The following is a 16,331-nucleotide window of genomic DNA, read 5'->3' on the forward strand; positions in this document are numbered from 1 at the left end:
CCCGAACCAGCGGGCGGGGTTACGATTCCCGAATGGTCCCCGTCGAGAACCTCTGGGCGTTCGTGCTCGCCTCGGTCGTGCTCATCGTCATCCCCGGCCCGAGCGTGCTCTTCGTCATCGGGCGCTCGCTCGCGCTCGGCCGCCTCGGCGGCCTGCTCAGCGTCATCGGCAACGCCCTCGGCATGGTGCCCCTCGTCGTCGCCGTCGCGCTCGGCGTCGGCGCGATCGTCGCGCAGTCGGTCGTGCTGTTCACCATCATCAAGTTCGCGGGTGCGGCGTACCTCGTGTACCTCGGCGTCAAGGCGATCCGGCATCGCAAGGACGCCGCCCGCGCGGCGAACGGCGAGGTCGCCCTCCGCTCGCACTGGCGCCAGCTCGGCGAGGGCTTCGTCGTCGGCGTGACGAACCCGAAGACGATCGCGTTCTTCGTGGCCGTGCTGCCGCAGTTCGTGTCGTTCGAGGCGGGGGCCATCCCCCTGCAGCTCTTCGAGCTCGGCCTCGTGTTCATCGTGCTCGCCCTCGCCTGCGACTCGGTGTGGGCGCTCGCCGCGAGCGCGGCCCGCGACTGGTTCGCCCGCTCGCCGAGGCGCATCGAGCACCTCTCGGCCACGGGCGGGGTCATGATGATCGGCCTGGGCGGGGTGCTCGCGCTCAGCGGCAACAAGCACTGAGGCCCGCCCGCCGGGTCCTCCGCGCGGCGGTGGATGCGTCGCCCCCCAAGCGACGCATCCACCGGTCCGGGATTCCGCTACTCGGTCGCGGGCGCGGTGGCGGGAGCGGCGGGCGCAGCGGGCGCGGCCTGCTGCTCGGTGTCGGCACCGGCGGGGGCGGCGGCGGGGGCGGCGGACGCCTCGGCGGTCGCATCGTCATCGCCGTCGCGGCTCGCGAGCCGGTCGTTCCAGATCTTGAGCACCGACGCGGGCGTCCTCGGGGTGAGGAGGCTCACGACGACGTAGACCAGGAGGCTCGCGCCGAGGCCGAAGTAGATCGGCTCGTTGGCGAGCACGTCGCCCACGACGACCATCGTGCCGAGCGTCACGATCGTGCCGACGGCCATCGACCAGAGCGCGCCGGCTCCGGTCGCGCGCTTCCACACGAAGCCGCCGAGGATCGCCACGAGCAGGCCGCCGACGAGGATGTCGTAGGCGACGGTCAGCGCCGCGACGACGTCGTTGAGCAGTGCCGCGACGATGATGACCACGACGCCGAGGACGACCACGTAGAGGCGGTTGGAGCGCACGTCGTGCTCGGGGTTCGACGCCGCTGCGGCCTCGTCCCTGCTGCGGCCGACGAGGCGCTTCAGCAACGGCATCACGTCGGCGCGGGCGACGGTCGCGGTCGCGATGAGCGCGCCCGACGCCGTCGACATCATCGCGGCGACCGCCGCGGCGAGCACGATACCGCTCAGGCCGACCGGCAGGATCTGCTGGGTGATCGCGGCGTACACGTCGTCGCTCGCCTCGATGCCCGGCAGGAACGCCGCGGCCGACATGCCGATGACGGCTCCGGCGACGCCGTAGAGGAGGCAGTAGACCGCGGCGGCCGTGCCGCCCCACTTCGCGACCTTCGGCGAGCGCGCGGTGAACACGCGCTGCCAGATGTCCTGGCCGATGAGCATGCCGAACGTGTAGATGACGAAGAACGTGATGATCGTGTCGACGCCGATCGCGCCGAGGTCGAATGCCGCGGTGCCGAGGCGTTCGACGATGCCCTCGTAGCCGCCGGCGTTGAACCAGGCGAAGGGCAGCAGCAGGAAGAACACGCCGATCGTCTTGAGGACGAACTGCACCATGTCGGTGAGCGTGATCGACCACATGCCGCCGATCGAGGAGTACAGCATGACGATGCCGCCGCCGATGATCACCGAGATCGTGCGGTCGGTGCCGAACAGCACGTTGAAGATCGTCGCGTAGGCGATGGTCGACGTCACCGAGAGCATGAGGGTGTACGCCATCATCACGATGCCCGAGGCGCTCGTGGCGTTCACGCCGTACCGGAGCTTCAGCATCTGGGCGACCGTGTACACCTTGAGCTTCTGGATGCGCGAGGCGAACAGGATGCTGAGGAGGAAGAGGCCCGCGGCGATCGACACGACGAGCCACATGCCCGAGATGCCGAACTTGTAGCCGAGGCCGACCCCGCCGACGGTCGAGGCGCCGCCGAGCACGACGGCCGCCATGGTGCCGGTGTAGAGGCCGGGGCCGAGCCGGCGGCCGGCGACGAGGAAGTCGGCCGAGTTCTTGGTGCGGCTCTTGCCCCACCAGCCGAAGAGCAGCATCGCTCCCAGGTAGATGATGATGATCGCGATATCCATCGTTGGATCCTTTGCGTCGGAGGTTCAGTCGGGTTTCGGGTGGGTGGTTCGGATGCCGCGGCCGGGCCGCGTCATCCCAGGTGCGTCGCCGCGAACATGCGCAGCAGTGCGGGCACGACCACGACGGCGGGGCCGGGCTCGGCGAAGGTGCGGGCGATGGTCGCGCCCACGTCTTCGAGGGTCGACTCGTGGGCCGTCACGCCGAAGGAGCGTGCGAGGGCTGCGAAGTCGGGGCGGGCGAGCTCGGTGGCGGTGGCCTGTCCGAACTCCTCCGTCATGTACTCGCGGAGGATGCCGTAGCCTCCGTCGTCGATGATGAGCCAGGTCACGTCGGCATCGTGCTGGCGGGCGGTGGCGAGCTCGGCGATGGAGTACATCGCACCGCCGTCGCCCGAGACGGCGAGCGTGCGGCGACCCGATCCGATCGCCGCCGCGAGCGCGGCGGGGAACGCGAAGCCGAGGCCGCCCGAGCCCTGCGCCGAGTGGAACTCGCCCTGCTGCGGGTCCCACGCCGACCAGGCCCAGTACCCCGCGATCGTCATGTCCCAGAAGGTGTGCGCGTCGGCGGGCACCGCGGCGCGGAGATCGGCCATCAGCCCGAGCTCGGGCGCGAGGTCCTGGGCGGCGAGCCGCGCCTCGACGTCGGCGCGGAGGCGGGCGGCGAGCTCGGCGCCGCGCGCGGGCGCGTCGTCGGGGCGTGCCGGCAGCCGGTCGGCGATCGCCGAGAGCGCGAGGGCGGCGTCGGCGTGGACGCCGAGCGCCTCGTAGTTCGACTCGAGCACCCGGGCCTCGGCGTCGACCTGGATGAGCCGGCCCTGCGGCGCGAAGGTGAAGTAGTTGCTCGTGACCTCGCCGATCGCGGTGCCGACGGCGAGCAGCACGTCGGCCTGCTCGAGGAGCTCGGTGGTGTGCCGGTCCTCGATCCACGAGGCCGCGGAGAGCGGGTGGTCGAACGCGATCGCGCCCTTGCCGCCGACCGTCGAGACGACCGGGGCGTCGAGCGCCTCCGCCAGGCGGCGCAGCGCGGCCCGGCCGCCGGGCGAGCAGCGGACGCCGCCGCCGGCGAGGATCACGGGATGCTGCGCCGCGGCGAGCAGCCCGGCAGCCTCGTCGACGAGGTCGGGGCGGGGCATCCGCTCGGGGATCGCGGTGACGACCGAGCGCACCGGCGGCACGCGGGTGGCCTCGAGCAGGACGTCCTCGGGGATCTCGACCCAGGTCGGGCCGGCGGGCGCCGCCTGCGCGAGCGACCAGGCGTCGGCCAGCGCCGACGGGATCTGCGAGGCCTCGCGGATCACCGCGGTCGACTTCGTCACGTTGCGCGCGCTCTGCTGCTGGTCGTCGAGCTGGTGCAGCAGGCCCTTGCGGGTGCCGCCCAGGCCGCGGCGCGGCACCTGGCTCGTGATGACGAGGAGCGGCACGCCCGTCGCGTACGCCTCCTGCAGGGCGCCGAGCGCGGTCAGCGCACCGGGCCCGGTCGAGAGGAACAGCACGCCGACCTCGCCCGTCGCGCGGGCGTAGCCGTCGGCCCCGAAGGCCGAGTTGTTCTCGACCCGCGAGCTCACGAACTCGAGGCCGCTGCGCCGGATCGCGTCGAACAGGCCGAGGGCGTGCTGCCCGGGGATGCCGAAGACGTGCGTGACGCCGAGCGTCTCGAGGGTCTCGACGACGACGTCGCCGCCGTTGCGCGGCTGCGCCTCAGACATGGGCGGATGCCTCGGCGCCCGCGCCGACCGCGGCGCGGGCCGGGTGCGATGCGTGCCGGTCGGCGAGGAGCGACACGAGGTCGTAGGCCACGTGCGAGGCGGCGACGCCCGTGATCTCGGCGTGGTCGTACGCGGGGGCGACCTCGACGACGTCGGCGCCGATGAGGTTCATCCCGCGGAAGCCGCGCAGGATCTCGAGCAGTTCGCGGCTCGTCATGCCGCCGGCCTCGGGCGTGCCGGTGCCGGGCGCGTGCGCCGGGTCGAGCACGTCGATGTCGATCGAGATGTAGAGCGGCCGGTCGCCGATGCGGTCGCGGAGCTTCGCGGCCACCTCGTCGGCGCCCTGGCGGTACACGTCGGAGCTCGTCACGATGCCGAAGCCGAAGCGGCGGTCGTCCTCGAGGTCCTTCTTGCCGTACAGCGGGCCGCGCGTGCCGACGTGGCTCAGCGCCTCGGTGTCGAGGATGCCCTCCTCGAAGGCGCGGCGGAACGGCGTGCCGTGCGTGTACTCGGCGCCGAAGTAGGTGTCCCAGGTGTCGAGGTGCGCGTCGAAGTGCAGCAGCGCGACCGGGCCGTGCTGCTTCGCGGCGGCGCGCAGCAGCGGGAGGGCGATGGTGTGGTCGCCGCCGATGGTCACGAGCCGGGTCCCCTCGCGGGTGAGCTCGGTCGCGGCATCCTCGATCGCCTCGATCGCCTCGCCGATGTTGAAGGGGTTCGCGACGATGTCGCCGGCGTCGGCGACCTGGGCGAGCTCGAACGGCGACACGTCGAGTGCCGGGTTGTAGGGGCGGAGGAGGCGAGAGGCCTCGCGCACGTGGGCCGGGCCGAAGCGCGCACCCGAGCGGTAGGAGACGCCGGCGTCGAAGGGAACGCCCGCGACGACGATGTCGGCGTGCTCGACCTGGTCGAGGCGGGGCAGGCGGGCGAAGTTCGCGGGGCCGGCGAATCGCGGGGTCTTCGAGCTGTCGATGGGACCGATCGGCTGCGTCATGTCACAACCTCCTTGTTGCATAGTGTGAATCTTTTGTTGCTTGTGAGGCATCTGGCTGGAGACAACATAGCCGTGATGCGAGGAAGCGTCAAGACCTGGGATCAGCCTCAGGGACGAACGGCACGACGAACCCGCCCGGGGGTCGGACCGCGCAAGGATGCCGCGCACGCGACCGCCACCGCCCGAAGGGCGGGCGCCGGTCAGCGAACCGTCACGCGCTCCAGAGCGCGGGCACGAGCACCCAGATGACCTCGGCCGAACCGTCGCCCGCGATCCGCCAGCTGTGCGGCTCGTGGCCGTTGAAGGTGAGGCTGTCGCCCGGGCCGAGCTCCCAGTCGCGATCGGAGAAGCGCACGACGACCTCGCCGCGCAGCACGTGCAGCACGTCGACGTCGGCCGCGACCGCGTAGAGCTCCTGGCCGCCGTGGCCGCCGGGCTCGATCACCGAGCGGATCACCTGCACGCGCGACTCCGATCGCGGCGAGAGCAGGCGCTCCTCGGTGTCGACGCCGCCGAGGTTCACGCGCGGACCGGTGCCCGCGCGGACGAGCTGCACATCGGGCTCCTCGAACAGCGACCCCACCGAGATCGACAGCACCGCGCACAGGGTGATCAGCGACGCCACGCTCGGCGAGGTGATGTCGCGCTCGACCCGCGAGAGGAACCCCTTCGTGAGGCCCGTGATCGTCGCGACCTCCTCGATCGTGAGGTTCTGCGCCTGCCGCGCCGCGCGCAGGCGCGAACCGATCGCGACGCGGCGCGGATTGGGCTCGAGCGGCATGGGGCGCATGATGTCACACGCTACCCGATGGGCCGCACGCAGCCCGGGAGACTACGCGTCGGCCGGGTTCACCGCCGTGCCGGTGAGCACCGCGCGGCCGATGCCGTGGAAGAAGCACTGGATCGCGAGGTTCGCGGGCGTCGCCTCGGGGTCGATCGACAGCCGCGGCACGTCGAGGGCGTGCACGACGAACATGTACCGGTGCACGCCGGTGCCGGGCGGGGGTGCCGAACCCGCGTAGCGCCGCTCGCCGTCCTCGTTGGGCAGCACGAGCGCGCCCGCGGGCAGCTTCAGCGCGCCCGGTTCGCCGGCGTCGGGCTCGAGGCTCGTGACCGAGGCCGGCAGGTTCGCGACGGCCCAGTGCCACCAGCCCGAGCCGGTCGGCGCGTCGGGGTCGAGGCAGGTGAGCGCGAAGCTCTGCGTGCCGGCCGGGAACCCCGACCAGGACAGCTGCGGCGAACGGTCGCCGGCGCCGTGGCCGGCGGCGCGCAATGGCAGCGGCAGCTCGGCGCCGTCGTCGAAGTCGGCGCTCTCGAGGGTGAACTGGGCCATCGGCTTCAATGCCTGCAGTGCGGCGTAGGGGTCGTGATCGAACATCGGCGTTCCTCTCGACGGATGCCTCCAGCCTAGGCCGGGCGCACACGGCGAGCGCGGAGCATCCACTCGTAGACTCTCGTGGTGCCGATCGCCAAGATCCTCCTCTACTACGCCTTCACGCCGCTCGCCGACCCCGACGCGGTGCGGCTCTGGCAGCGCGACCTCGCCTCCTCGCTCGGCCTGCGCGGGCGGATCCTCATCTCGAAGGACGGACTGAACGGCACGCTCGGCGGCGAGCTCCGCGCCCTCAAGCGGTACGTGCGCGCGACGCGCGACTACCCGGCGTTCAAGCACATCGACTTCAAGTGGAGCGAGGGCACCGGCCTCGACGCGTCGGGGGCGAGCCTCGACTTCCCGAAGCTCAGTGTCAAGGTGCGCGACGAGATCGTCTCGTTCGGGGCGCCCGAGGAGCTCGCGGTCGACGGCGAGGGCGTCGTCGGCGGCGGCACGAAGCTCACCCCCGAGGCGCTGCACGAGCTCGTCGCCGAGCGCGGCGACGACGTCGCCTTCTTCGACGGGCGCAACGCGCTCGAGGCCGCGATCGGGCGCTTCGCCGGCGCCGTGGTGCCCGACGTCGAGACGACGCGCGACTTCGTGAAGCTGCTCGACTCTGGCGAGTACGACGACCTCAAGGGCCGCCCGGTGGTGACCTACTGCACCGGCGGCATCCGCTGCGAGGTGCTCTCGAGCCTCATGGTGAGCCGCGGGTTCGGCGAGGTGTACCAGCTCGACGGCGGTATCGTGCGCTACGGCGAGCGGTTCGGCGACGACGGACTCTGGGCGGGTTCGCTCTACGTCTTCGACGGGCGCGGCTCGATCGACTTCTCCGACCACGCCGCCGTCATCGGCGAGTGCGCCCGCTGCGGCGGCGCGACGAATCGCACCGCCAACTGCACGGATGCCTCGTGCGACGCCGAGTTCGTGCTCTGCACGTCGTGCGACTCCGCCCGGTGCCCCGCGCACGCGGCGGAGCTCGCGGGCTGACCCCGGCTACTCCCCCGCGATCGCCGCGACCGCGAGGGCGAGCTCGTCGCCCGTCGGCACGAGCTCAGGATCGACGAGCCAGAGGATCCCGAGGCTCTGCGTGAGCGCGAAGTCGAGCTTCGCGATCGCCTCGACCTGCGCGTCGTCGAGCTCGGGGCGGGCGGCGCGGAGGTGCTCGGCGATGCCCCGGCCGGCCTCGTTCGTGGCCGCGGCGAGATCGTGCGCCCCGCCGGGGCCGCGCAGCACGCGCACCGTGTTCTCGAGGCTCGCGAGCAGGGCTTCGCGGTTGTCGGCGAACACCTCGGGCATGCGGTTGAAGAGCGCCGCGAACCCCTCGAGCAGCGGAAGTGCCGTCGTCTCGCGGATGACGGCCTCCATGCGGTCGCCGATGCCCGAGCCGAGCGACTCGGTGAGCGCCTCGGTGATGAGCTGCTCCTTCGACCCGAAGTGGTAGCCGATCGCCGCGAGGCTGACGCCGGCCTCCGCCGCGATGTCGCGCGCTGTGGCCTTGGCGACGCCGCGCTCGAGGATCACCTTCCGCGCCCCCGCAAGGAGGTCTTCACGATTGCCCATGCCGCCATCGTACCCAACGATTCAGACATTTGTATTAGACAAACGTCTGAATCGAGTGTAGAACATTCGTATAAGACGTTTGTCTCAATCCATGAAGGAGCACGACGATGAGCACGACCTCCGCACCCCACGTCCTGATCTCCGGCGCCGGCATCGCCGGGCTGGCCCTCGCGCTGCAGCTCGTCCGCAACGGCGTCCGAGCGACCGTCGTCGAGCGCGCCGACGCTCCCCGCCCCGGCGGCCAGGCCGTCGACCTGCGCGGTGCGAGCCGCGACGTCGCCGAGCGCATGGGCCTCATGCCCGGCATCGACGCCCGACGCGTGCACGAGATCGGCATGTCGTACGTCGACGGCCGGGGCCGCGTGTTCGGCCGCATGTCGATGGAGGACTTCGACGGCGAAGGCGCCGTCGCCGAGATCGAGATCGCCCGCGGCGATCTCGCCGAGGTGCTGCTGGAGGCGCTCGAGGAGGCGGCCGCCGCGGCACCCGGACTCGTCGAGCTGCGTTACGGCGACCGGATCACCGCGCTCGAGCAGCACGCCGACCGGGTCGACGTCGAATTCGAGCATGCGTCGCCCGCCTCGTTCGATCTCGTCGTGGGCGCCGACGGCGTGCACTCGGCGACCCGCCGCCTCGCCTTCGGGCCCGAGGAGCAGGTCGCGACCCCCCTCGGCGGCTACGCCGCGTTCTTCACGCTCCCGACCCCGGGCGACCTCGAGCCCGGCTGGTTCTCGCTCCGCTTCGTGCCGGGCGTCGCGTTCGGCCTGCGTCCCGACCGCGACCCGGCGACGTCGAAGGCGATCCTGACGCTGCGCGGCGACCACGACCCGAGCCTGCGCGGCGACCGCGCCGCGCAGGAGGCGCTCGTGCGCCGCGCGCTCGAGGGCGCCGGATGGCACGCCGACACGATCGTCGCGGCGATGGCCGAGGCATCCGACTTCTACTTCGACGAACTGGTGCGCATCGACCTCGACGCGCCGGTGAACGGCCGGGTCGTGCTGCTCGGCGACGCCGCCTCGTGCGGCTCGCCGCTGACCGGCATGGGCACGGCGACGGCGCTCGTCGGTGCGTACCTGCTCGGCGAGCACCTCGCCGCCGGGCACGATGACGTGCCCGCCGCGCTGGCACGCTACTCGCGCGACATCGCACCCTTCGTCGAGGCGGGCAAGAAGATCCCGGGCGGCGGCATCGATCGGATGGTGCCGGCGAACCGGTTCGCCGCGGCGATGGCGCGGGCGGCGACCGGGGTGATGCTGTCGAAGCCGTTCCTGCCGCTCGTGCGGCGCATGTTCGCGGCGGGGACGCCCGAGCTCGCGCTGCCGACCGTGCGACCGTCGACCCGGCGCGCGCCCGCCGAGGTATGAACTCGCGTCGCCCCCGCCCTCACCCCCGAGGGCGGCGGGCGTAGGCCCGTGCGTTGCGGCTCGAGAGGGCGAGCAGCACGAGGATGTCGAGGGCGAGCGTGACGAGCGTCGTGCGCAGCGTGATCTCCGCGTCGCCGCCGAAGTAGTCGACGGCCGACCAGGTGATGCTGACGGTCGCGAACAGCATCACCGTGATGCGCGCCCAGTTGCTGCCGCGGTAGACGAGCACCGCGAAGACGAGCTCGACCGCGAGCACGACGCCGCCGCCCACGAGGATCACGGCGAGCCCGACGTCCGACACGGACTGCGCGTCGACGTCGCCGTCGAGCACGACGCCGAAGTCGCCCTCGAGCACCTGGCGCCACTGCACGGCGAGCGCGATCAGCCAGACGACGCCCGCGAGGACGCGCAGCACGACGAGCACGGCGCCGAAGGCGGTCGCCGCCGGGCGGCGCATCGAGGCCGACCCGGGGTCGAGCGGGCGGGCGAGGTCGCCGGGCGACTCGTAGGCCGGGCGCTTGCCGCTGCTCACGAGACCTCCTCCGAGCGGGCCGGCTCGATCGCCGCGAGGGGGACCTCGCGCACGTCGAGCACCGGCAGCCCCCCGTCGGTGCTGATCGAGTCGCCGCCGCCGTTGCGCGAGTGGTAGCCGGTGGAGAAGTCGGCGAGCACGTCGACCGTGGCCCGCGGGTTCGCACCGAGCACGGTCATGACGATGTGGTCGCGTTCGACGTCGATGTCGGCGTCGATCTTGTGGGTGACCTGCAGTGTGAAGAGCGAGAACCCGACGGCGCGGTCGAAGGTGCCCGCGGCGAGCCAGCCGACCCGGCGTCCGCCGGGCAGGAGCCAGCCGTCGGGGGTGCGCCAGAACCGTACGTGGTGGCGCTTGGCGGGGTTGCCCTCGACCTCCTGCTGATAGGCGAAGTCCTGCTGGCGACCGAAGAGGAAGAGCGGGCTGACCGGGGCCTCGTCGTAGCTCTTCCCGGTGAGGGTCGAGGCGACGATCCGCCAGCTCGTGCCCGCGGTCACGTCGTCGGCGCGGGTCCACCCGGCCGCGCGCATGGCCGCGTGCAGCTGCGCCTCGTCGCCGTCGAGGGCGAGGTTGACGGGGTCGCCGAGCAGCCCGTCGCTCGTGCGGGCGCGTCCGATGAAGTAGTCGGGCACGTAGATCGTCGTGAGGATGCGGTGCAGGCGCGGCAGCACGAGGTAGGCGAGCACGAGCCAGAATGCGACGAAGAAGAGCAGTCCGAACCATCCCCAGTCGAAGCTCTGCTCGAGGATCAGCCAGGCCAGCCACACCGCCGCGACCCCGGCGTAGATGAAGAAGAAGCCGTCGAGCAGCGCGTTCGCCGAGAATCGGCGCGGCCGTCGCCTCGCGGATGCCCCCTCCGACGTCTCCCCCATGCCGGAATGCTACCCGGGGCCGGACGAGGAACACTCAGTTGGCCTTTCCGGAAAGCTTAAGGTTAGCCTTACCTTGCTTAGGGTTCCCTAAGTCGCCGCAGCGTCGCGGCACGTCCACCCTCACGGAAAGCGAGAGTTCACCATGCCCAGACGCCGTTCGGCGCCGACCATCACCGTCGGTCTCCTCACGATCGCCGCCCTCGGCCTCACCGGCTGCGCGAGCACCGCGGAGGCCGAGCCCGAGACCCCTGCCGCGAGCGGCACGGTCACGATCGTCGACAACCACGGCGAGGTCGAGGTGCCGGTGAACCCCGAGCGGGTCGTCGCACTCGACAACCACGTCTTCGAGACGCTCTCGGCCTGGGACATCCCGCTCGCGGCCGCGCCGAAGCAGATCATGGGCACCGACATCTGGCCCGAGTACACGGGCGACGAGGCGGTGCTCGACGTGGGCGCCCACTTCGAGCCGAACCTCGAGTCGATCGTCGCGGCGCAGCCCGACCTCGTCATCGGCGGCTACCGCTTCGCCGAGTCGTACGACCAGATCGTGAAGCAGAACCCCGATGCCGCGGTCATCGAGATCGCCCCGCGCGAGGGCGAGGACCCGAGCTCCGAGCTCACCCGCGAGATCGAGATCCTCGGTCAGATCTTCGACCGCGAGGACGAGGCCGCCGAGCTCATCGCCGCGTTCGACGAGGCGACCGCCGCGGCGGAGGACGCCTACGACGGCGAATCGACCGTCGCGACCCTGCTCACCTCGGGCGGCGAGATCTCGTACATCGCCCCCGTGACCGGCCGCAGCCTCGGCGTGCTCTACCCGACCGCGGGCCTCACCCCCGCGATCGAGCAGGCCGCCGAGGACACCTCGCACGGCGACGACATCAGCGTCGAGGCGATCGCCGCGGCGAACCCCGACTGGATCATCGTGATGGACCGCGAGGGCGCCATGACCGACGCCGAGGGCTACGTGCCCGCGATGGAGCTCATCGAGGGCTCCGAGGCGCTCGCGAACGTCACCGCCGTCAAGGAGGGGCAGGTCCTCTACGTCGACCCCGCCTTCTACCTCACCGAGGACCTCCAGTCGTACACGGCACTCTACGAGCAGCTCGCGAAGGCGTTCGGCGCCGCCGCGTAGTCCCACGTGTCGCAGCAGTCCGTGGCATCCGCCACCAGGCCCGAGGCGCGCACCCGACCGGGTGCGCGCCTCGGGCGCGCGCGCCGCGCCGCGCTCCCCCTGGCGATCCTCGCCACCCTCGGCCTCCTGACCCTCTCGCTCTTCGTCGGCGTCTACGACGTCGTCGGGGCCGAGGACGGTGCCGAGATGTTCGCCATCACCCGCGTGCCGCGCACGATCGCCCTCATGCTCGCGGGCTGCGCGATCGCCGTCAGCGGGCTGGTCATGCAGATGCTCACGCAGAACCGCTTCGTCGACGCGACGACGGCGGGCACGACCGAGTGGGCCGCACTCGGCCTGCTGCTCACGGTGCTGCTCGTGCCCGGCGCGAACCTCGAGGTGCAGATGGTCGCCGCGAGCCTCGCCGCCTTCGTCGGCACCCTCGCCTTCCTCGCGATCCTCCGGCGCGTCGCGATCCGCACCACACTCGTGGTGCCGCTCATCGGCATCATGCTCGGCGCCGTCGTGAGCGCGTTCACCACCTACCTCGCGGCCTCGACGAACTCGCTGCAGATGCTCGGCACCTGGTTCATGGGCAGCTTCACGAGCGTCGTTCGCGGACGCTACGAGGTGCTCTGGGTCGTCGCGCTCGTGACCCTCCTGATCTTCCTCGTCGCCGACCGCCTCACCGTCGCGGGCCTCGGCCGGGACGTCGCCACGACCGTCGGCGTGCGCTACGACGCCGTGCTCGTCGTCGGCACCTCGCTCGTCGCGATCGCGACGGGCGTGACGACCGTCGTCGTCGGGTTCCTGCCCTTCCTCGGGCTCGTCGTGCCGAACGTCGTCTCGATGATCCGCGGCGACGACCTGCGCGGCAACCTGCCATGGGTGTGCGTGGGCGGCGTCGCCCTCGTCACCGTGTGCGACCTCATCGGGCGCACGATCCGCATGCCGTTCGAGATCCCCGTGTCGATGGTGCTCGGCATCGTCGGCAGCGCGGTGTTCATCGCCCTCCTCCTGCGGAGGCCGCGTGGCTGAGATCCTGAGCCGAACGGCCCGGATGCCCCGTGCCGCGTCCCGCACGAGGCATCCCCGCCATCTCGGGGCGGTCATCGCGGGCGCCGTAGCGCTCGCGTTCGCGGCCGGCATCCTGCTCGTCGACAACCCCGTGCCGATCGGGCAGCCCGGATACTGGATCATCGTCGAGTCGCGCGCGGTCGCCGTCGCGACGATCGCACTCGTCGCCGTCTGCCAGGCGATGGCGACGGTGCTGTTCCACACGGCGACGGGCAACCGCATCCTGACCCCGTCGATCCTCGGGTTCGACGCGCTCTACACGCTCATGCAGACCGCGCTCGTGTTCGTGTTCGGCATGGCCGCGACGCAGGTCGAGGGGCCCGCGAAGATCCTCGTGCAGAGTCTCGCGATGATGCTCTTCGCGACCCTGCTCTACGGCTGGCTGTTCTCGGGCCGGCGGCAGAACCTGCACGTCCTGCTCCTCGTCGGCGTCGTGCTCGGCGTCGGGTTCGGCTCGGTCTCGACGTTCCTGCAGCGCCTGCTCACGCCGAGCGAGTTCGACGTGCTCGCCTCGCGGCTGCACGGTTCGATCGGCAACGCGAACCCCGAGGTGCTGCCGTGGGCGGCGCTCGTCGTCGCGGCGATCGCGATCGCGGTCTGGCGACGGCGCCACGTGCTCGACGTGCTCGCGCTCGGGCGCGACGCCGCCGTGAACCTCGGCATCGGGTACCGCCGCGAGGTCGTCGGCCTCCTGGTCGTCGTCGCCGCGCTCATCGCGATCTCGACGACGATGATCGGGCCGATGACCTTCTTCGGGTTCCTCGTGGCGACGCTGACCTACCAGTTCGTGCGCTCGGACCGCCACGGCGTGGTGCTGCCGCTCGCCGTGCTCATCGGGCTCGCCGCGCTCACGGGCGCGTACTTCGTGCTGCAGCACGTGTTCTACGCCGCCGGGCTCGTCACCGTCGTGATCGAGTTCGTCGGCGGGCTCGCCTTCCTCATCGTCATCCTGCGAAAGGGGCTCAGATGAGCACCGCTCCCACGACCACCGCGCCCATGATCGCCCTCGACGCCGTCGCCAAGGGCTACGGCGGCACCCGCGCCCTCGGCCCGATCGACCTCGAGATCGCCCGCGGCGGCATCACCGCGCTCGTCGGCCCGAACGGCGCCGGCAAGTCGACGATGCTCACGATCATCGGGCGCCTGCTCCGCGCCGACGCGGGCGTCGTGCGGGTCGGCGGGCTCGACGTCGCGACGGCGAAGCCGCGCGAGCTCGCGAAGGTCGTGTCGATCCTCAAGCAGGAGAACCACTTCGTCGCCCGTCTCACCGTGCGCCAGCTCGTCTCGTTCGGGCGGTTCCCCCACTCGCAGGGGCGGCTCGCGGCATCCGATCACGAGGCGATCGACGAGGCGATCGCCTTCCTCGACCTCGCCCACCTCGAGCACCGCTTCCTCGACGAGCTGTCGGGCGGGCAGCGGCAGCGCGCCTTCGTCGCGATGGTGCTCGCGCAGGACACCGACGTCGTGCTGCTCGACGAACCGCTCGCGAGCCTCGACATGCGGCACGCGGCCTCCATGATGCGGCAGCTGCGCGACGCGGCCGACGTGCTCGGCAAGACCGTCGTGCTCGTGGTGCACGACGTGAACTTCGCCTCTGCGTACGCCGACCGCATCGTCGCTCTCGCGGGCGGCGAGATCGTCGCGTCGGGCACGCCGGAGGAGATCATGCGCGGCGAGGTGCTCTCGCGCGTGTTCGACACCCCCGTCGACGTCGTCGAGCACGCGGGGCAGCGCCTCGCGGTGTACTACCGGCCCGAGCCGGCGCACCCCAGATCCGAACCCGCCCGATCCGAACCCACCCGATCCGAACCGACCAGAAGTGAGACCCGATGACCGCCTTCACGCTCGCACGCCGCTCGAACGAGCTCGTCTTCCGCCCTGCGAGGCTCGCCTCGCGCCGCTTCCTCTCCGCCGACTACGTGCGCGTACGCCTCGAGGGCGAGGCGCTCATCGGCTTCGACTCCCCGGGCGCCGACGACCACATCCGCGTGTTTTTCCCCGAGGGTGACGCCGCCTCGCTCGAGGTCGACGAGCTGCGCGCCGCACCGAGCCGCGAGTACACGCCGCTCCTCTGGGACGCCGTGGCGGGCACCCTCGACCTCGAGTTCCTCGTGCACGGCGACGAGGGCATCGCGGGGCGCTGGGCGGCGGACGCCGCGATCGGCGCGTCGGTGGGCGTCGGCGGTCCGCGCGGCTCGCTCGTCATCGAGGGCGAGCCCGAGGGGTGGCTGCTCGCGGGCGACGAGACCTCGCTCCCGGCGATCCGTCGCCTGGCCCGGCGGATGCCTCGCGACGCGCGCGGACTCGTCGTGCTCGAGGCGAGCGGGGCGGGCGCGGACTACGAGCTCGAGGCACCCGAGGGGGTGCGGGTCGAATGGATCGCGCGGGGCGCGGGCTCGCCCTCCTCGGCGCTCATCGCCCGGCTCGACGCGCTGACCGCCGACGACCGCCCCTCGGGCGACGTCTTCGCGTTCGTCGCCGCCGAGCAGGCCGTCGTGAAGCCCGGCCGGGCGCTCCTCGAGCGCTGGGGGCTCGACGCCGAGCGCGCGGTCGTCAAGGGGTACTGGCGTCGCGGCGACGCCGAGTACCACGCGCCCCACTGACGGCGGCGGCCGGTCTCATCCCGGCCTCACCTCGAGCCGGCGAGCGCCAGCCGCTCCGCGGTGTCGGCCGTCATGGTGCCGGCCGGCACGGCCTGCGAGGCCTCGATCGTCGTGCCGACGACCGGCTCGCCCGCCCCGGCCTGCTCCGCCGACGGTCCGTCGGGACCGGCGAACCCGAGTGCGATGAACCCTGCGACGATGACGACCGCCACGATGACCCGATCCATGCCGTCCCCTTCCGCTCCATCCGAGCGTGACGGCTCTCCGGGCCCGCGGCATCCGGATCGACCCCTCAGATTCGGGCGGCGCCCCCTCAGATCCGCTGCGAGGACGACGAGGGACGGGTCAGCTCGCGGGCAGCTCGACGACGCGGAAGCGCTCGAGCACGACGAGGGTGTCGTCGTCGAGCGTCGCGCGGGCACCGGTGCTCGCGGTGTGCTCCGCCCCGGTCCAGAACCGCTCGTGCACCTCGCGCCACTCGTCGACGCTCGTGAGGCCCTCGCCCTCGTCGAGGGCGTGCTGGAGGTCGACGTCGGCCAGGCGTGCCGTGCGGACCTCGGTGGTCTCGACGATCGCGATCGCCCGCTCGTCCGAGTCGATCAGGCGGTAGTGCTGCCCGGCGCGGGGCAGCTCCTCCCCCGGGTGGTCGTAGTCCGCGAGCAGCGAGGTGGTCGACGTCTTCAGCCCGGCCAGGATCGCGGCGTTCAACTGCTCGCGAAGCGGCCCTGGGTAACCGAACTCGGTGACCTGCAGACGTGACGCGCGTTCGAGGAAATCGGACATGACCTCCAATGCTACGGTCCGATCGTGGGTCGACCGCTCC

Annotated in this window: 18 protein-coding genes; 8 read left to right on the forward strand and 10 right to left on the reverse strand. The window is 71.9% G+C overall.

Translation table 11 applies throughout. From position 1 onward, the window contains the following. The first annotated feature begins 32 nt into the window (after nt 1-32). Nucleotides 33-671 (forward strand): LysE family translocator, encoded by a 639-nt coding sequence (locus tag ACFVTR_RS17540; protein WP_387039393.1) that lies wholly within the window; start codon nt 33-35, stop codon nt 669-671. A gap of 77 nt (nt 672-748) precedes the next feature. Here the strand turns inward: ACFVTR_RS17540 and ACFVTR_RS17545 are convergent, their stop codons facing one another. The 5 genes from ACFVTR_RS17545 to ACFVTR_RS17565 all read right to left on the reverse strand — a co-directional run bounded on the left by ACFVTR_RS17545 (nt 749) and on the right by ACFVTR_RS17565 (nt 6,389). Further along, nucleotides 749-2,314, reverse strand: a complete 1,566-nt coding sequence (locus tag ACFVTR_RS17545; protein WP_387039395.1) for a sodium:solute symporter — start codon at nt 2,312-2,314, stop codon at nt 749-751. A gap of 71 nt (nt 2,315-2,385) precedes the next feature. Further along, on the reverse strand, nt 2,386-4,020 hold the full coding sequence (locus ACFVTR_RS17550; protein WP_387039397.1) for a thiamine pyrophosphate-binding protein: 1,635 nt from the start codon (nt 4,018-4,020) through the stop codon (nt 2,386-2,388). Continuing rightward, nucleotides 4,013-5,011, reverse strand: a complete 999-nt coding sequence (gene speB / locus ACFVTR_RS17555; protein WP_387039399.1) for an agmatinase — start codon at nt 5,009-5,011, stop codon at nt 4,013-4,015. The genes ACFVTR_RS17550 and speB overlap by 8 nt, the downstream gene beginning before the upstream one ends. Before the next feature lie 211 nt (nt 5,012-5,222). Next, the gene (locus ACFVTR_RS17560; RefSeq protein WP_387039401.1) at nt 5,223-5,801 is read right to left on the reverse strand and encodes a helix-turn-helix domain-containing protein; all 579 of its coding nucleotides are present in this window, start codon (nt 5,799-5,801) and stop codon (nt 5,223-5,225) included. Between the two features lie 42 nt (nt 5,802-5,843). Beyond that, nucleotides 5,844-6,389: a YbhB/YbcL family Raf kinase inhibitor-like protein gene (locus tag ACFVTR_RS17565; protein WP_387039403.1), complete on the reverse strand. Its 546-nt coding sequence runs from the start codon at nt 6,387-6,389 to the stop codon at nt 5,844-5,846. Nucleotides 6,390-6,470: 81 nt separating this feature from the next. On the opposite strand from ACFVTR_RS17565, the gene ACFVTR_RS17570 reads away from it, so the two are divergent. Continuing rightward, nucleotides 6,471-7,373, forward strand: coding sequence for a rhodanese-related sulfurtransferase (locus tag ACFVTR_RS17570; protein ID WP_387039405.1), 903 nt, complete (start codon nt 6,471-6,473; stop codon nt 7,371-7,373). 6 nt (nt 7,374-7,379) lie between these two features. Here the strand turns inward: ACFVTR_RS17570 and ACFVTR_RS17575 are convergent, their stop codons facing one another. Beyond that, nucleotides 7,380-7,946 (reverse strand): TetR/AcrR family transcriptional regulator, encoded by a 567-nt coding sequence (locus ACFVTR_RS17575; protein ID WP_387039407.1) that lies wholly within the window; start codon nt 7,944-7,946, stop codon nt 7,380-7,382. Between the two features lie 107 nt (nt 7,947-8,053). Between ACFVTR_RS17575 and ACFVTR_RS17580 the strand changes: the two genes are divergently transcribed. Continuing rightward, a complete protein-coding gene (locus tag ACFVTR_RS17580) occupies nt 8,054-9,310 on the forward strand; it encodes an FAD-dependent monooxygenase (RefSeq protein ID WP_387039409.1) in 1,257 nt (418 codons plus the stop codon). Between the two features lie 19 nt (nt 9,311-9,329). On the opposite strand, the gene ACFVTR_RS17585 is transcribed toward ACFVTR_RS17580, so the two are convergent. Together ACFVTR_RS17585 and ACFVTR_RS17590 are read right to left on the reverse strand one after the other, a co-directional pair. Further along, a complete protein-coding gene (locus ACFVTR_RS17585) occupies nt 9,330-9,842 on the reverse strand; it encodes a hypothetical protein (RefSeq protein ID WP_387039411.1) in 513 nt (170 codons plus the stop codon). Beyond that, nucleotides 9,839-10,714, reverse strand: coding sequence for an LssY C-terminal domain-containing protein (locus ACFVTR_RS17590; protein WP_387039413.1), 876 nt, complete (start codon nt 10,712-10,714; stop codon nt 9,839-9,841). The genes ACFVTR_RS17585 and ACFVTR_RS17590 overlap by 4 nt, the downstream gene beginning before the upstream one ends. A 142-nt stretch (nt 10,715-10,856) precedes the next feature. Here ACFVTR_RS17590 and ACFVTR_RS17595 point away from each other — a divergent pair, with 142 nt between their 5' ends. Genes ACFVTR_RS17595 through ACFVTR_RS17615 form a run of 5 tightly spaced genes read left to right on the forward strand, consistent with a single transcriptional unit; the run spans nt 10,857 to nt 15,508 of the window. Next, nucleotides 10,857-11,849 carry a siderophore ABC transporter substrate-binding protein gene (locus ACFVTR_RS17595; protein ID WP_387039415.1) on the forward strand — a complete coding sequence of 331 codons (993 nt, stop codon included), beginning with the start codon at nt 10,857-10,859 and terminating at the stop codon, nt 11,847-11,849. 6 nt (nt 11,850-11,855) lie between these two features. Continuing rightward, entirely contained in the window at nt 11,856-12,866 is a 1,011-nt protein-coding gene (locus ACFVTR_RS17600; protein ID WP_387039417.1) for an ABC transporter permease, read from the forward strand. Further along, entirely contained in the window at nt 12,859-13,875 is a 1,017-nt protein-coding gene (locus tag ACFVTR_RS17605; RefSeq protein WP_387039419.1) for an iron chelate uptake ABC transporter family permease subunit, read from the forward strand. Before ACFVTR_RS17600 ends, ACFVTR_RS17605 begins: the two co-directional genes overlap by 8 nt. 26 nt (nt 13,876-13,901) lie before the next feature. Further along, a complete protein-coding gene (locus ACFVTR_RS17610; protein WP_387039512.1) occupies nt 13,902-14,738 on the forward strand; it encodes an ABC transporter ATP-binding protein in 837 nt (278 codons plus the stop codon). Then, nucleotides 14,735-15,508: a siderophore-interacting protein gene (locus ACFVTR_RS17615; protein ID WP_387039420.1), complete on the forward strand. Its 774-nt coding sequence runs from the start codon at nt 14,735-14,737 to the stop codon at nt 15,506-15,508. The genes ACFVTR_RS17610 and ACFVTR_RS17615 overlap by 4 nt, the downstream gene beginning before the upstream one ends. A gap of 26 nt (nt 15,509-15,534) precedes the next feature. On the opposite strand, the gene ACFVTR_RS17620 is transcribed toward ACFVTR_RS17615, so the two are convergent. Both ACFVTR_RS17620 and ACFVTR_RS17625 read right to left on the reverse strand, forming a co-directional pair. Continuing rightward, complete coding sequence (locus ACFVTR_RS17620) at nt 15,535-15,735, reverse strand: hypothetical protein (RefSeq protein WP_387039422.1); 201 nt, start codon at nt 15,733-15,735, stop codon at nt 15,535-15,537. Between the two features lie 118 nt (nt 15,736-15,853). Continuing rightward, a complete protein-coding gene (locus tag ACFVTR_RS17625) occupies nt 15,854-16,291 on the reverse strand; it encodes an ASCH domain-containing protein (protein WP_387039424.1) in 438 nt (145 codons plus the stop codon). Nucleotides 16,292-16,331: the final 40 nt, after the last annotated feature.

Origin of the sequence: Agromyces sp. NPDC058126, from assembly GCF_042884595.1 — a bacterium.
GTDB lineage: Bacteria > Actinomycetota > Actinomycetes > Actinomycetales > Microbacteriaceae > Agromyces.

What these genes read in the sequence shown, in the direction of transcription:
- ACFVTR_RS17540 (WP_387039393.1), top strand. Translation starts at nt 33, where the DNA reads ATGGTCCCCGTCGAGAACCTCTGGGCGTTCGTGCTCGCCTCGGTCGTG.
- ACFVTR_RS17545 (WP_387039395.1), bottom strand. Translation starts at nt 2,314, where the DNA reads ATGGATATCGCGATCATCATCATCTACCTGGGAGCGATGCTGCTCTTC.
- ACFVTR_RS17550 (WP_387039397.1), bottom strand. Translation starts at nt 4,020, where the DNA reads ATGTCTGAGGCGCAGCCGCGCAACGGCGGCGACGTCGTCGTCGAGACC.
- speB (WP_387039399.1), bottom strand. Translation starts at nt 5,011, where the DNA reads ATGACGCAGCCGATCGGTCCCATCGACAGCTCGAAGACCCCGCGATTC.
- ACFVTR_RS17560 (WP_387039401.1), bottom strand. Translation starts at nt 5,801, where the DNA reads ATGCGCCCCATGCCGCTCGAGCCCAATCCGCGCCGCGTCGCGATCGGT.
- ACFVTR_RS17565 (WP_387039403.1), bottom strand. Translation starts at nt 6,389, where the DNA reads ATGTTCGATCACGACCCCTACGCCGCACTGCAGGCATTGAAGCCGATG.
- ACFVTR_RS17575 (WP_387039407.1), bottom strand. Translation starts at nt 7,946, where the DNA reads ATGGGCAATCGTGAAGACCTCCTTGCGGGGGCGCGGAAGGTGATCCTC.
- ACFVTR_RS17580 (WP_387039409.1), top strand. Translation starts at nt 8,054, where the DNA reads ATGAGCACGACCTCCGCACCCCACGTCCTGATCTCCGGCGCCGGCATC.
- ACFVTR_RS17590 (WP_387039413.1), bottom strand. Translation starts at nt 10,714, where the DNA reads ATGGGGGAGACGTCGGAGGGGGCATCCGCGAGGCGACGGCCGCGCCGA.
- ACFVTR_RS17595 (WP_387039415.1), top strand. Translation starts at nt 10,857, where the DNA reads ATGCCCAGACGCCGTTCGGCGCCGACCATCACCGTCGGTCTCCTCACG.
- ACFVTR_RS17610 (WP_387039512.1), top strand. Translation starts at nt 13,902, where the DNA reads ATGATCGCCCTCGACGCCGTCGCCAAGGGCTACGGCGGCACCCGCGCC.
- ACFVTR_RS17615 (WP_387039420.1), top strand. Translation starts at nt 14,735, where the DNA reads ATGACCGCCTTCACGCTCGCACGCCGCTCGAACGAGCTCGTCTTCCGC.
- ACFVTR_RS17620 (WP_387039422.1), bottom strand. Translation starts at nt 15,735, where the DNA reads ATGGATCGGGTCATCGTGGCGGTCGTCATCGTCGCAGGGTTCATCGCA.
- ACFVTR_RS17625 (WP_387039424.1), bottom strand. Translation starts at nt 16,291, where the DNA reads ATGTCCGATTTCCTCGAACGCGCGTCACGTCTGCAGGTCACCGAGTTC.